This is a genomic window from Geothrix sp., assembly GCF_030219325.1.
Classification (GTDB): domain Bacteria; phylum Acidobacteriota; class Holophagae; order Holophagales; family Holophagaceae; genus Geothrix.
The window spans coordinates 817,908-831,304 of record NZ_CP126625.1 but is presented as its reverse complement, the minus strand read 5'-3'; the positions used below and the strand labels follow the sequence as shown (position 1 = coordinate 831,304).

The 13,397-nt window shown below is 68.3% G+C and carries 13 protein-coding genes; all 13 read left to right on the top strand.

Annotated elements, in window-relative coordinates:
- Window positions 1-11 precede the first annotated feature (11 nt).
- The 13 genes from flgB (at window position 12) to ispG (ending at window position 13,391) form a co-directional block, all read left to right on the top strand.
- Window positions 12-431 (top strand): flagellar basal body rod protein FlgB, encoded by a 420-nt coding sequence (gene flgB / locus QOZ81_RS03705; RefSeq protein ID WP_291201454.1) that lies wholly within the window; start codon window positions 12-14, stop codon window positions 429-431.
- A complete protein-coding gene (gene flgC / locus QOZ81_RS03700; RefSeq protein WP_291201457.1) occupies window positions 431-850 on the top strand; it encodes a flagellar basal body rod protein FlgC in 420 nt (139 codons plus the stop codon). Before flgB ends, flgC begins: the two co-directional genes overlap by 1 nt.
- 73 nt (window positions 851-923) lie before the next feature.
- Window positions 924-1,244: a flagellar hook-basal body complex protein FliE gene (gene fliE / locus QOZ81_RS03695; RefSeq protein ID WP_291201460.1), complete on the top strand. Its 321-nt coding sequence runs from the start codon at window positions 924-926 to the stop codon at window positions 1,242-1,244.
- 139 nt (window positions 1,245-1,383) lie between these two features.
- Window positions 1,384-2,982 carry a flagellar basal-body MS-ring/collar protein FliF gene (gene fliF, locus QOZ81_RS03690; protein ID WP_441316722.1) on the top strand — a complete coding sequence of 533 codons (1,599 nt, stop codon included), beginning with the start codon at window positions 1,384-1,386 and terminating at the stop codon, window positions 2,980-2,982.
- Between the two features lie 3 nt (window positions 2,983-2,985).
- Window positions 2,986-3,990: a flagellar motor switch protein FliG gene (fliG, locus tag QOZ81_RS03685; protein ID WP_291201466.1), complete on the top strand. Its 1,005-nt coding sequence runs from the start codon at window positions 2,986-2,988 to the stop codon at window positions 3,988-3,990.
- 8 nt (window positions 3,991-3,998) lie between these two features.
- Complete coding sequence (locus QOZ81_RS03680) at window positions 3,999-4,730, top strand: FliH/SctL family protein (RefSeq protein WP_291201469.1); 732 nt, start codon at window positions 3,999-4,001, stop codon at window positions 4,728-4,730.
- Window positions 4,727-6,088 carry a FliI/YscN family ATPase gene (locus QOZ81_RS03675; protein WP_291201472.1) on the top strand — a complete coding sequence of 454 codons (1,362 nt, stop codon included), beginning with the start codon at window positions 4,727-4,729 and terminating at the stop codon, window positions 6,086-6,088. The genes QOZ81_RS03680 and QOZ81_RS03675 overlap by 4 nt, the downstream gene beginning before the upstream one ends.
- Window positions 6,088-6,537: a flagellar export protein FliJ gene (gene fliJ, locus QOZ81_RS03670; protein ID WP_291201475.1), complete on the top strand. Its 450-nt coding sequence runs from the start codon at window positions 6,088-6,090 to the stop codon at window positions 6,535-6,537. Before QOZ81_RS03675 ends, fliJ begins: the two co-directional genes overlap by 1 nt.
- A 15-nt stretch (window positions 6,538-6,552) precedes the next feature.
- Window positions 6,553-7,098: a hypothetical protein gene (locus QOZ81_RS03665; protein ID WP_291201478.1), complete on the top strand. Its 546-nt coding sequence runs from the start codon at window positions 6,553-6,555 to the stop codon at window positions 7,096-7,098.
- A gap of 909 nt (window positions 7,099-8,007) precedes the next feature.
- Complete coding sequence (locus tag QOZ81_RS03660) at window positions 8,008-10,170, top strand: flagellar hook-length control protein FliK (RefSeq protein ID WP_300715345.1); 2,163 nt, start codon at window positions 8,008-8,010, stop codon at window positions 10,168-10,170.
- Window positions 10,171-10,222: 52 nt separating this feature from the next.
- The gene (locus QOZ81_RS03655) at window positions 10,223-10,876 is read left to right on the top strand and encodes a flagellar hook assembly protein FlgD (protein WP_291201485.1); all 654 of its coding nucleotides are present in this window, start codon (window positions 10,223-10,225) and stop codon (window positions 10,874-10,876) included.
- A 42-nt stretch (window positions 10,877-10,918) separates the two neighbouring features.
- Window positions 10,919-12,190, top strand: coding sequence for a flagellar hook protein FlgE (locus QOZ81_RS03650; protein WP_291201488.1), 1,272 nt, complete (start codon window positions 10,919-10,921; stop codon window positions 12,188-12,190).
- 94 nt (window positions 12,191-12,284) lie between these two features.
- Window positions 12,285-13,391 (top strand): flavodoxin-dependent (E)-4-hydroxy-3-methylbut-2-enyl-diphosphate synthase, encoded by a 1,107-nt coding sequence (gene ispG / locus QOZ81_RS03645; RefSeq protein WP_291201491.1) that lies wholly within the window; start codon window positions 12,285-12,287, stop codon window positions 13,389-13,391.
- The last annotated feature ends 6 nt before the right edge of the window (window positions 13,392-13,397 follow it).

Here is a 13,397-nt window from a genome sequence, read left to right as displayed (position 1 = left end):
CAGGGTGCACCATGTTCGACCTGACCAGCGGCAACGGCATGATCCAGGCCATGGATCGCGGTCTGACCCTGGCTTCCCGGCGCCAGACCCTCATCGCCTCCAACCTGGCCAACCTGGATACGCCGGGCTACCGGACCCGGGATTTCAGCTTCGAGGGGGCCATGAAGGCGGCTCTTTCTGGGCAAACATCGCCCAACTCCCTCCAGGTGACCCATCCCATGCACCTCCAGGGGAGCACCAGCGTCTCCCTGCCGCCGACCACCGATGCCCTTCGTCCCAACGCCGAGCGCAACGACGGCAACGACGTGAGCCTGGACCGGGAGAACATGCTGCTGGCCCGCACCCAGACCACCTACCAGACCGCCTCCACCCTCATGCAGGTCGAGCTTCGGAAGCTCTATTCCATGATCCGAGAAGCGAGCGCGCACTGATGAGCATCAACCAGATCCTCGACATCGCGAGCACCGGCATGGCCGCCCAGCGGCTGCGGGTCCAGCTCATCGCCTCCAACGTCGCCAACAGCGAGACCACGCGCACCAAGGAGGGCGGCCCCTACCGCCGCCGGGACGCGGTCTTCCAGGCGCAGGACCTGGGGTTCTCGGGAGCCCTGGCCAACGCCGGCGTGCGGGTCGCCGCCATCCGCACCAGCGACGAGCCCTTCCTCACGCGCTACGAGCCGGGCCACCCGGACGCCAACGCGGATGGCGTGGTGAGCTACCCCAACATCAATCCCACGGATGAGATGGTGAACCTCACCGAGGCCAGCCGGGCCTACGAGGCCAACATCGCCGTGGTCCGCTCGGCCAAGGCCATGGCCACCTCCGCCCTGGAGATCCTGCGCGTCCAGTAGCCTGTCGGAATTTCGACTTGCCCCCCGCCCACCCCCGACCGATCGTGTAAAAGGCCCTTCCCCCGAGTCCCCCATGGATCCCCTGCAGAACATCCCCCAGCTGTCCCCCCTCAGCCCCCTCTCCGGAGCCCCCAAGTCCGGCCAGGGCAGCGCTGCAGGCGGGGCGGACGGGGAGGTGGCCTTCGGTGACCTCCTCAAGCAGGCCCTCCAGGAAGTGAACCAGGCCTCCGCCCAGGCCGAGGATGAGGCACGGAACTTGATGACAGGGGAGAGTGCAGACATGCACACGGCCATGCTGGCAGTCCAGAAGGCCGATCTTAGCTTCCAGATGATGATGGCCGTCCGATCGAAACTGATCGATGCCTACCGCGAGGTCATGCGCATGCAGATGTAGCGCAGGCCGAGCTTCCCGGCGCGGCCTCACCCCTGACTGAGGAACGCCTATGGCCGGGGAAACGAACCTCGCGGAACAACTGACCAGCGCCTTCAAGGGCATGAGCGCTACCCAGCGCGTCATGGTATTGGCCATTTCCATGACAGTGCTGCTGGCCTTGGCCGGCCTGGGCATCTGGGCTGGACAGGAAGCCAAGGGCGTCCTGGCGTCCAATGTCTCCTCCCAGGAGGCCAGTTCCATCGTGGCCCAGCTCGACAAGATGCAGGTTCCCTACGAACTGAGTGGGGACCAGCGCACCATCCTCGTGCCCGAGAGCAAGGTGGGCCAGCTCCGCCTGAAGTTCGCCGGGGACGGCCTGCTGACCGGGGACAAGCTGGGCTTCGAGAAGCTGGAGAACGCCGGGCTGGGCACCACCGATTTCTCCCAGAAGGTGATCCACCGGCGGGCCATGGAGGCCCAGCTGGCCCAGACCATCAAGGGGCTGCAGCAGGTGGCCGAGGCCACCGTCCACATCACCCCGCCCAACGACAGCCCCTTCCTCACGGACAAGGAAGACGCCAAGGCCAGCGTGCTGCTGAAGCTCCGCGGCACGCGCATCCTCCCCGACGAGAACACCCAGGCCATCGTCAACCTCGTGGCCGCCAGCGTGGAGGGCCTGAAGCCCGAGCAGGTGGTGATCATCGACCAGTTCAGCCGCATCCTCTCCCGGACCGGCCGCGACCCCATGGTGGGGGCCAGCGACGCCCAGAAGAAGGTGGCCCGGGAGGAGGAGGATCACCTGGTGCGCCGCGTGACGGAGCTCCTCGAGCCCGTCGTCGGCATCGGGAAGGTGCGCGCCACGGCCCACGTGGACCTGGACTTCGACAAGGTGAAGATCAACTCGGAGACGTTCGATCCCCAGGGCCAGGTGGAGCGCAGCGTCCAGCAGAAGGATGAGAAGGTCCAGAAGCGCGACGCGGGTGCCGGCCTGCCGGGCACGGCCAGCAACGTCGCCCCCGCCACTGGTGGCGCCTCGGCCAACGTCACGGAGAGCTCCGAGAAAAAGGAGACCACCACCAACTACGAGATCACCAAGACCGTGCGGGCCATCGACCAGGCCACGGGGTCGGTGAAGCGGGTGACCCTGGCGGTCATCGTGGACCACATGTCCGTCTGGGACAAGGACGCCAAGGGTGAGCCCGTCCAGAAGTTCACGGCCCGCAGCGCCGAGGAGCTGAAGAAGATCCGCGACCAGGTATCCGCCGCCGTGGGCATCCAGCCCAAGCGCGGCGACGAGCTCACCGTGGAGAACATGGCCTTCGCCACCCTCCAGGTGAATCCCAAGGAAGAAGCGGAGGCCAGGAACGCCGAGCGCTGGGCCCTCGCCTACAAGTTCCTTCCCGGCTTGATCTACGGCGTCGTCGGACTGGCTGTGTTCTTCATGTTGATCCTGCCCATGCTCAGGCGCATGTCCGCGGCCATCAACCGGCCGACCCCGCTGCGCGTGGCCAGCGCCGACGGTGGCGAAGCCTCCATGGCAGGTGCCGGCAGCGGCTCCACCCGCAAGCCGATCCAGGTGAAGTCGATGACCGAGATCGAGGCCGAGATCGAGGCGGAACTCAACGCCGACGCGGCCTTCAGTGCCCCGGAGGCCCGGCGCCGCGAGCTGATCAAGAAGCGCCTCCAGGACGGTTCGAACGAAGACCCCGAGACCATGGCATCGCTGGTGCGATCCTGGCTCCTCGAGGAAGGAAGGTAGGCCATGGCGAAACTCACCGGCATGCAGAAGGCCGCCGTCCTCATGGTCACGCTCGGCGACGAAACCGCCTCCAACATCTTCAAATACCTCGAAGAGGATGAGATCCAGACGATCTCCCGCGAGATCGCCATCACCAAGCACGTGCAGCCCGAAGTGGCGGAAGAAGTCATGGAGGAGTTCCACACCATGACCCAGGCCCGCAGCTACATCAGCCAGGGCGGCATCGAGTACGCCAAGAAGCTGCTCATCAAGTCCGTGGGCCCCGAAGTGGCGCGCAAGATCATCGACCGCCTCGTGAAGGCCCTGGAATCCAGCGCCGGCTTCACCAGCCTGGAACGCGCCAACCCCCAGCAGCTCTCCAAGTTCATCCAGAACGAGCACCCCCAGACCATCGCCCTGATCCTGGCCCACCTGAATGCCTCCCAGGCGGCGGAGCTCATCTCCAGCCTACCCGAGGTGCTGCGCAGCGACGTGGCCATGCGCATGGCCAGCCTGCAGGAGATCAGCCCCGAGGTGGTGCGCCGCATCAGCCTCATCCTCGAACAGAAGCTGGAAGCCCTGGGATCGTTCGCGACCGAGGCCTATGGCGGCGTCCGGGCCGTGGCCGAACTCTTCAACCGCATGGATCGCAACACGGGGCGCGCCGTGCTGGAGAAGATCGAGACCGAGAACCCCCAGCTGGCCGCCAGCATCCGCGACCTGATGTTCGTGTTCGACGACATCCTGCTCATCGACGACAACGGCATCACCGAGATCCTCAAGCGGGCGGACAAGAAGACCCTCACCATCGCCCTCAAGGGCACCAGCGAGGAGCTGCAGAACCAGTTCTTCCGCAACATGTCCAGCCGTGCCGTGGAGCTCATGAAGGAGGAGATGGAGTTCATGGGCCCCGTAAAACTGAAGGACGTGGAGAAGTCCCAGCACGAGGTCGTGGAGATCGTCCGGCAGCTGGAGGAGGAAGGCGTCATCAGCATCGGCGGTGGCGGGGGCGAGGACTATGTCACCTAGGGCAGACCATGAGCTCGAATAAGGGCTACATCCGCGCGGAGGACCTCCGGGACACCCACCTGGAGGCCTATCCGTACTTCCCGGTGGACGCCATGATGTCCCGGTCCGCCTTCGAGGAGGGCTCGGATTCAGTGGCTTCCGACCTCGGCGACGGCGGTGCCCAGATCCCCATCGAGCAGCGGCTCGTGGATCGGCTCCAGGAGGCCGAACGGCAGGCGCAGGACATCGCGCGGCGGGCCTATGAAGAAGGCTTCGCCTCGGGCGAGGCGGAAGGCCACGCGTTCGGGGAGAGTCAGTACAAGTCCTACATGGCGCGGCTCGAGGAACACCTGCTCGAGCTGGCCTCCACCAGCCTGATGCTGAGGGAGGCCCTGAACGAGGAACTCGTGGCGCTGTCTCTGGCTGTCGGTGAGCACCTCGCCGTCCAGCAGATCGAGCAGTCGCCCGGTGCCGTGAAGGCCCTGATGGAGCACATCCTGGAGGAGCTGCCCTTCCCCCTCCCGCGGGGACGGCGGGATGGCGAACTGCCGGTGCAGGTCTTCCTCAACCCCGTGGACCTCGAGCGGCTCGGGGATCACTTCATCGGCCACGCCGGCCTCACCCTGTCGGCGGACGGCAGCCTCTCCCGCGGCAGCCTGCGCATCGAGGCCCCGCACGGCATCCTGAACGGCAGCCTGGAGCGCCGCCGCGAACGTCTCATGCAGCTCATCGCCCGCATGCGGGAGGGTGGCGCGCCGTGAGTTCGGTCGTGGACCTCTCCAGCCTCGCGACCCGCCTGCGCGGGTTGCCCAAGGGCGACTGGATGGGGCGGGTCACCAAGGTGGTGGGCCTGGTGGTGGAATCCAGTGGCCCGGATTGTTCCGTGGGCGAGCAGATGCTGATCCACAGCGCGGATGCCGCGGGAAGACCCCGGCTCGTCCACGCCGAGGTGGTCGGCTTCTCCGGCCAGCGGGTCCTGCTCATGCCCATCGAGGAGACCGAGGGCATCCGCCCCGGCCTCTGGGTTGAAGGCACCGGCCACCAGTCGGAACTGCCCCTGGCGGAGGCGCTTCTCGGGCGGGTCATCGACCCCCTGGGACGCCCCCTCGACGGTGGCCCGCCCATCGAAGCCACCGCCCACCTGCCCCTGCAGGGGCCGCCACCCAATCCGATGCGGCGCAAACGCATCGACCAGATCCTCTCCACGGGCGTGCGGGCCGTGGACGGCCTGCTCACCCTGGGCAAGGGCCAGCGCGTCGGCATCTTCTCCGGCTCCGGCGTGGGCAAGTCCACGCTGCTGGGCATGGTGGCCCGCAACACCTCCGCCGAAGTGAACGTCATCACCCTGGTGGGCGAGCGGGGCCGTGAGCTGCGCGAGTTCATCGAAAACGATCTGGGCGAGGAGGGGCTGAAGCGCAGCGTGGTGGTCGTCTCCACCAGCGACCAGAGCCCCCTGCTGCGCCTGCGCTGCGCCATGGCCGGCACCACGGTTGCCGAGTACTTCATGCACCAGGGCAAGGACGTGCTGCTGATGATGGACAGCGTCACCCGCTTCGCCATGGCCCAGCGCGAGGTGGGCCTGAGCGCCGGGGAGCCGCCGAGCTCCCGGGGCTACACGCCCTCGGTGTTCGCCCTGCTGCCACGCCTCATGGAACGGGCGGGCACCTTCGAGGGCATGGGCTCCATCACCGGCATCTACACCGTGCTGGTGGAGGGCGACGACATGAACGAGCCCATCAGCGATTCCGTGCGCGGCATCCTGGACGGCCACGTGGTGCTCTCCCGGAAGCTGGCCTCCAAGAACCACTTTCCCGCCATCGATGTGCTGGCGAGCCTCTCCCGCCTCTTCAGCGCCCTGGCACCGCCGGAGCAGAAGCAGCTGGCCAGCAAGCTGCGCGACCTCCTGGCCACCTACCAGGACGCCGAGGACCTCATCCAGATCGGGGCCTACACCAAAGGCTCAAGCACGAGCATCGACCAGGCCATCCAGTTCCAGCCCGCCATCCAGTCCTTCCTCCGCCAGGCGACGGCCGAAAGTTCCGACCACCGCCAGGCCATGCTGGCCATGGGGCAGATCTTCGGCATTGATCTCACGCCCTTCCTGAAGGCCAAGGCCTGATGGCCGCCCGCTTCCATTTCCGCCTCGAGCCCGTCCGCAAGCTGCGGGAGGCCCTGGAGCGGGAGGCGGAACGCGCATTGTCACGGGCCATCCAGGCGGAACGGGAGGTCCGGGCCTACCTGGAGTCCCTGGAGACTCAGCGCCTCGCCATCTTCGAGTCCCGCCGCCTCGCCGTGGGCCAGCAGCTCGACCTGGAGCTCTGGCGCGCGGGTGAGCGCTTCCTCGTGGTGCTGGAGCGCCGCCAGCTTGAAGGCTACGAGCGGCTCCGCCAGGCCTCGGCCCAGGTCGCAGCCGCGCGGGAGGCCCTGACCCACGCCCACCGGGACCACCTGATGCTCGTCCGCCTCAAGGAACGCCGGGCCCTCCAGCACGCGAGGGAGCAGCAGCTGCGCGAGGCCCTGGAAATGGATGAACTGGCCGTCCTTCGACACCACCGGCAGAGCGCCTAGCCCCAAGGAGTCCCCATGAACGCACGCTTCCTGCTTTGGATCTCGGCGCCCGTCGCGCTGTCCGCGGGCGTGCTCTGGCTGTCGGCCCAGGAACCCAAGGGCGAGCCCAAGGCCGCCATGGCCGAGGGCGTCAAGGTCGCCGAGTTGGCTTCGCAGCTCCAGAACCGCGAGAAGGCCATCGCCCAGAAGGAGGCCGAACTGCGCCAGCTGGAGCAGCGCCTCACCACCTTGCAGGCCACCCTGGACAAGGACCGCGGCGACCTCGCGATCCGGGAGAAGGCCGTCCAGGAGGCCCTGGCCAAGGTGGCGAACCTGAAGGTGCGGCCGGAGATCGATCCCCAGATCATCCGGACCTACGAGGCCATGGATCCAGCGGCCGGCGCCCAGGCCATGAAGGAACTGGCCGGCCAGAACCTGGAGGTCGCCGTGGCCCTCCTGGCCGGCATGACCCCCAAGAAGGCTGGCAAGCTCATGGACCAGCTGGCGCCCCTGGACGCCAAGCTGGCGGGCCGCCTGTCCGAACGCGTGGGGATGTCCCGCCCCAAGGATCCCGCGGCCTGAATCCGCAGCCCGTCCCGCCTCATCGCGGGGGGATGGCACCTTTCTGCCCAATGAGCGCGGCACGGTCCTGGCGCTTGCACCTCATCCGGATGACCCGGAACCGAGGCGGCCATGGCGCAGGTCAGTGGAGTATCCGTACTGCCGGTCCCCGACCGTCAGGTGGCGGAACGGCCGGAAGCCAAGGGGGGCGAGGCCTCCGTGAGCCCGTTCTCCGGCCTGATGGCCCAGTACCTCCGGCCTCATGCGGCCCCGGCCGGGACCGTCGAGCCGCCGATGGAGACGACCACCCAGGGCCAAGGCGAGACCGCAGGCAGGTCCGCGGAGCCCCCCACCGCCACTGTCCCCACAGGCCCGGAAACGCGGGTCGCCCCGAGTCCCCGCAGGGGTGCTTCCCGCACCCGTCCCACCCGCCCGGCGGCCACTGGAGAAACCGCCGCCCCGACGGACCCCGCGGTGCCCCGCCCTGAAGTCCCTTCCGTTCCGGGCGACCCGGAGGCGACCCTTCCCCCATCCCAGCCTCACGTCGCAACGCCGGGAGCCCAGGCCCAACAGGCCGGATCCACGCCGGTCCCGGCGGCAGGGGCCCCCCCGGTCTCTCGCTCTCTGGCCGGTGGACCCTCCGTCCAACCAGGGACACCGGTGAGTCCCGCCAGCCTCCCCGTTGATTCCATGCCCCGCATGGCCTCCCCCAGGGAAACCTCGGCAGAAACAGCCCAGGTTCCGCCCCTCTTCACAGTACCCACCCCGTCTGTGCCTTTGGGTGATCCCGGCATCACCTCCCCAGCATCCAAGCCCCCATCCGAAGGTCGGAAGTCACTCCAGGGGGACGGGGTTTCGGCAGAGCGTGGTGCCCCCACACCCTCGTCCATCCACCCTTCGCCCCTGCCCGATCCCCTCGCCCTTCCGGCCTTGCCCAAGACCTCGCCCGATGCTCATGGGCAGGTCAACGTCGGCGCGGCGCTGCCGACTCCTGGTGCCTTCACGCTTGCGTCCACCCAGCCCGCACCCCTGCCCGATCCCCTCACCCTTCCGGCCTTGCCCAAGGCCTCGCCCGATGCTCATGGGCAGGTCAACGTCGGCGCGGCGCTACCGGCTCCTGGTGCCTTCACGCCTGCGTCCACCCCGCCCGCACCCCAGCCCGATCCCCTCGGCCTTCCGGCCATGCCCAAGGTCGTGCCGGAAGCTCATGGGCAAGTCAACGTCGGCGCGGCACTGCCGGCTCCTGGTGCCTTCACGCCTGCGTCCACCCCGCCCGCACCCCAGCCCGATCCCCTCGGCTTTCCGGCCTTGCCCAAGGTCGTGCCGGAAGCTCATGGGCAAGTCAACGTCGGCGCGGCACTGCCGGCTCCTGGTGCCTTCACGCCCGCGTCCACCCAGCCCGCACCCCAGCCCGATCCCCTCGGCCTTCCGGCCATGCCCAAGGTCGTGCCGGAAGCTCATGGGCAGGTGACGACCGAGGTGGCACTGCCTGCCCCTGGCACCTTCGCACCTGCGCCCATCCAGCCCACGCCTCAGCCCGATCCCACAGGCCTTCCAGCCGCGCCCAAGGCCGCGCCCGAAGCCCGTGGGCAGGTCAAGGCCGGCGCGGCACTGCCAACTCCTGGCGCCTTCGCACCTGCATCCACCCAGGCCACGCCCCAGCCTGATCCCCTCGGCCTTCCGGCCATGCCCAAGGCCACGCCCGAACATCCCGTACTGGCGAAGGCCGATGCCACGCCACCTGCCTCCAGCACCTTCGCGCCGGCGGCCTCTCAGCCAGTGCCCCAGCCCGATCCCATCGGCCTTCCGGCCATGCCCAAAGCCGTGCCTGATGCTCATGGGCAGGTGACGATCGACGCGGCCCTGCCTGCCCCTGGCACCTTCGCGCCTGCGCCCGTCCAGGCGGCGCCCCAGCCCGATCCCATCGGCCTTCCGGCCATGCCCAAGGCCGCGCCGGAAACTCAGGGGCAGGTCAAGGCCGACGCGGCACTGCCAGCTCCCGGTGCCTTCACGCCTGCGTCCACCCGGCCCACACCCCAGCCCGATCCCATCGGCCTTCCGGCCATGTCCTCCATCCCGCCCGAAGGCCCTGCCCGGGTCAGGGCGGACCTGGCCCCAGCGGTCCACGGCACCTCCGTGCCTGCTTCCCATCAGCCCCCATCGCAGGGCGATCCCGCCAGCCCCGCTCCCGTTTCGACGCTGGCGGCCGATGGCCACAGGGGCCAGAAGCCGGATGCGGTTCCGGCCGGGGGCCTGGAGTCGGGAGCCAGCCTCCAGCCGGCGATCCGGGCGAACGAGGTGGCCCGTCCCGAGCCGCTGCCGTTACCAATGGAACCGCGCACCCCCGAGGCCCACGCCTCCGATCCGAAGGCGCCCGGCGCCATCGAGCTCCCCTCCGCTTCCCTGAAATCGATCCCGACCCCTCTGGCGGCGCCGGCGGTTCCAGTGATTCCCGCGGCTCAACCACAGGGTTCCACTCAAGCGGGTGGCGCCACGGCCTCGTCGATGCAGCATCCGGAGGCCCTCCTGCCCCCACCGGATGGTCTGGCCGCGCAGCGCGACGCCTTGACCCATCCTTCCCTTCCCCAGGGTTCGGATGGATCTCCCCTGGCAGCGCTCACCACCCTTTCCAGGGCTCATGGTCCCGAAGCCGCCACCCCACCTGCAGCCCCCTCGACTCCCGTCACGCCACCCCCGGCCCCCGTGGCCCAGGTGGAAACCGGCCTGCGATGGATGCTGAAGGGAGGCAGCCAGGAGGCCCAACTGCAGCTCCACCCGGATTCCCTGGGCCAGGTGACGATCCATCTGAAGGTGGATGGCGGCGAGGTCCACGCCCGCCTTTGGATCACGGAATCCGCCTCGATGCAGGTGGTCCGCGAAGGCCGCCCCCACCTGGAGCAGGCCCTCAGGGACCAGGGACTTCAACTGGGCAGCTTCGATCTCCAGCAGGGGCATCGGCCCTTCCAGGAGGCACCCTCGGCTCCGGTCCTCCGTGAATCGGCCGTTCCCGAACCCATCATCACCCGGCAAGAATCACCCGCGATCTCCGCGCCATCCATCCTGAACCCGCACCACGTCGAGCTCTACGCCTGATCGGCACGCTTTCTGTTCCGCCCTACCCCTGGAGGTCCCTATGGAAACCGGCATGATCAGCACGACCACGCCTGTCACCACGTCGACATCGAACACCACGAACACCCCCAAGAGCACCCTGGACAAGGACGGCTTCCTCAAGCTGCTCGTGGCCCAGCTCAAGAACCAGGATCCGACGGGTGCCGGGCAGGATCCGAACCAGATGGTCCAGCAGCTGACCAGCTTCTCCAGCCTCGAGCAGGCCCAGCAGACCAACAGCCTGCTGACGGGCCTCCAGACGCAGACGGCCGGCCTCTTCCAGGCTCAGACCGCTGGCCTCGTGGGCAAGACGGTGAAGGTGGATGGATCCGGGTTCAACCTCAGGTCGGGCGCCGCCAGCATGAACATCGAGCTGGGCGCCGCCGCCAACGTGACCTTGACCGTGAAGGACGCCAACGGCAAGGTCGTGGCCACCCTGCCTCAGGGCCATCTCGCCCGCGGCCTCTCGGCCATGACCTGGGACGGCAGGGATGCCAGCGGCAATGTCCTGCCGGACGGCTCGTACAAGGTCGACGTGAAGGCCACCGGGGACGACGGTCAGCCTGCCGCCTTCCGCACCAGCCTGACCATGAAAGTGGACGCCGTGACCTTCAAGAGCGGCGGCATCTACCTGGCCTCCGGAGGCAATGTGTTCTCCCTGGCCGACGTCCTCGAAATCACCGCCTAGCCGCCCTTCCCTCCCCCTGACCCCAACCCCAAGGAGCAACCCATGAGCCTCTACTCCGCCTTCTACTCCGGCCTCTCCGGACTCTCCAGCAACGCCAGCGCCCTGAACGTGATCGGCAACAACCTGTCGAACATCAACACGGTCGGCTTCAAGGGCTCGACCATGACCTTCCGGGACATCTTCGCCTCGGCGGGGGCGACCTCGACCCAGGGCAACGGCAACCCCATCCAGTTCGGCCTGGGCGTCCAGACGAACTCCGTGAACCAGGATTTCGCCCAGTCCTCCTTCCAGGCCACCGGCAACGCCCTGGACATGGCCCTCCAGGGCAACGGGTTCTTCACCCTGCAGACGCCGAGCGCCACCCAGGTCTTCAGCCGCGCCGGCAACTTCACCCGCGACAGCCTCGGCTACCTGGTGGCGAGCGACGGTTCCAACGTCATGGGCTGGAACCGCGATGCGGCCGGCAATGTCGTCACCACCACGGCCATGGTGCCCGTCCAGATCTCGTCAGCCACCCTCGGAGCCCAGGCCACCACCGACATGTCCCTGGGCGTCAACCTCAATGCCAACGCCGTGGCCGGCAGCACCTTCCAGACGGCCATCCAGGTCTATGACAGCCTGGGCAACTCCCAGAACCTGACCATCACCTACACCAAGGGCGCGGCCAACGACTGGACCTACGCCGTGGCTGGCCCCGCCGGCTCCACCATCACCGGGGCCCCAGCGCTTCCCGGCACCATCACCTTCGACGCCAACGGCAAGATCTCCTCCCTCAATGGCGGCCCCACACCGCCCGTGGCGGGCGACAACAGCGTCTTGACCATCTCCTGGCCCGGCGGCTCGGCGGCGAACAGCACCATCAACTTCGACATCATCAACGCCGACGGCAGCCAGACCTTCACGGGCCTCAGCTCCGCCAGCACGACGGTCAGCAGCTCCCAGAACGGTTTCCCGGCCGGCACCCTGCGGGACCTGACCGTGGACTCGGACGGCATGATCACCGGCACCTTCACCAACGGCCAGATCCTCAAGATGGCCCAGCTGGCCGTGTCGAGCTTCACCAACGTGAACGGCCTCGAGCAGGCGGGCAACAACCACTGGAGCCAGACCCTGGCCTCGGGCGCGCCCACCATCGGCCTGGCCAACCAGGGCGGCCGTGGCGCCATCCTCGGCTCCAACCTCGAGCTGTCCAACGTGGACGTGGCCAGCGAGTTCACCAAGCTCATCGTGAGCCAGCGCGGCTACCAGGCCAACTCGCGCATCGTGACCACCACGGACGAGCTGCTGCAGGAGACCCTCAACCTCAAGCGCTAGCGCTAGCACGCGCCTGATCCCGCGCGCGGCCCGACCGGGCCGCGCGCTGCGTACGGGGATAGGCGGTTAGAATGGAATCTTTGACTGAGGCCCCATGTCCGAGCAGGAACCCCAGCCCCTCGCGCCGCGCCGCAAGACCCGCCAGATCCTGGTGGGCAAGGTGCCCGTGGGTGGCGATGCCCCTATCAGCGTCCAGAGCATGACCAAGACCGACACGCGCGACGTGGAAGCCACGATCAACCAGATCTACGGCTACGCCAATGCCGGCTGCGAGATCGTGCGCGTGAGCGTCCCCACCAAGAAGGCCGGCGAGGTCTTCCACGAGATCTGCGGCCGCAGCCCCATTCCCGTGGTGGCCGACATCCACTTCGACTACCGGCTGGCCCTGGTGGCCGCAGACGGCGGAGCCGCCTGCCTCCGCATCAATCCGGGCAACATCGGCGGCCAGGAGCGCGTGAAGGCCGTGGTGGACAAGGCCGGGTCGCTGGGCATCCCCATCCGCATCGGCGTCAACGGCGGTAGCCTCGAGAAGGACCTGCTGGACCAGTTCGGCGCCGCCACCCCCGAAGCCATGGTGGAGAGCGCGCTGCGCCACATCGACGTGCTGGAGCGCGAGGGCTTCCGCGACATCAAGATCAGCCTCAAGGCCAGCGACGTCATCCGCACCGTGCAGGCCTACCGCCTGCTGGCCAAGCAGGTGGACTATCCCTTCCACCTGGGCATCACCGAGGCGGGCACGCCCTTCGGGGGCACCATCCGGTCCAGCATCGGCATGGGCATCCTCTTGGCCGAAGGCCTGGGCGACACCATCCGCGTCTCCCTCACGGGCGAGGGCGAGGACGAGTGCCGGGTGGGCCACGAGATGCTGCGCTCCCTGGCGCTGCGCACCGGCGGCTTCCGCATGGTGAGCTGCCCCAGCTGCGGCCGCGTGCAGATCGACCTCAACCGGGTGGCCAACGAAATCGAGGAGGGCCTCAAACTCATCAACCACGAGAACATCACCTACGCGGTGATGGGCTGCGTGGTGAACGGGCCCGGCGAGGCCAAGGATGCCGACCTGGGCGTGGCGGGCGGCGCGGGCGAGGGCCTCATCTACCGGAAGGGCGAGCTCATCCGGAAGGTGAAGGAGGAGGACCTGGTCCCCGCCTTCCTGGAGGAGGCCCGCAAGGTCAAGGCCGAGGCCGATGCGGCCAAGGCATAGGATGGC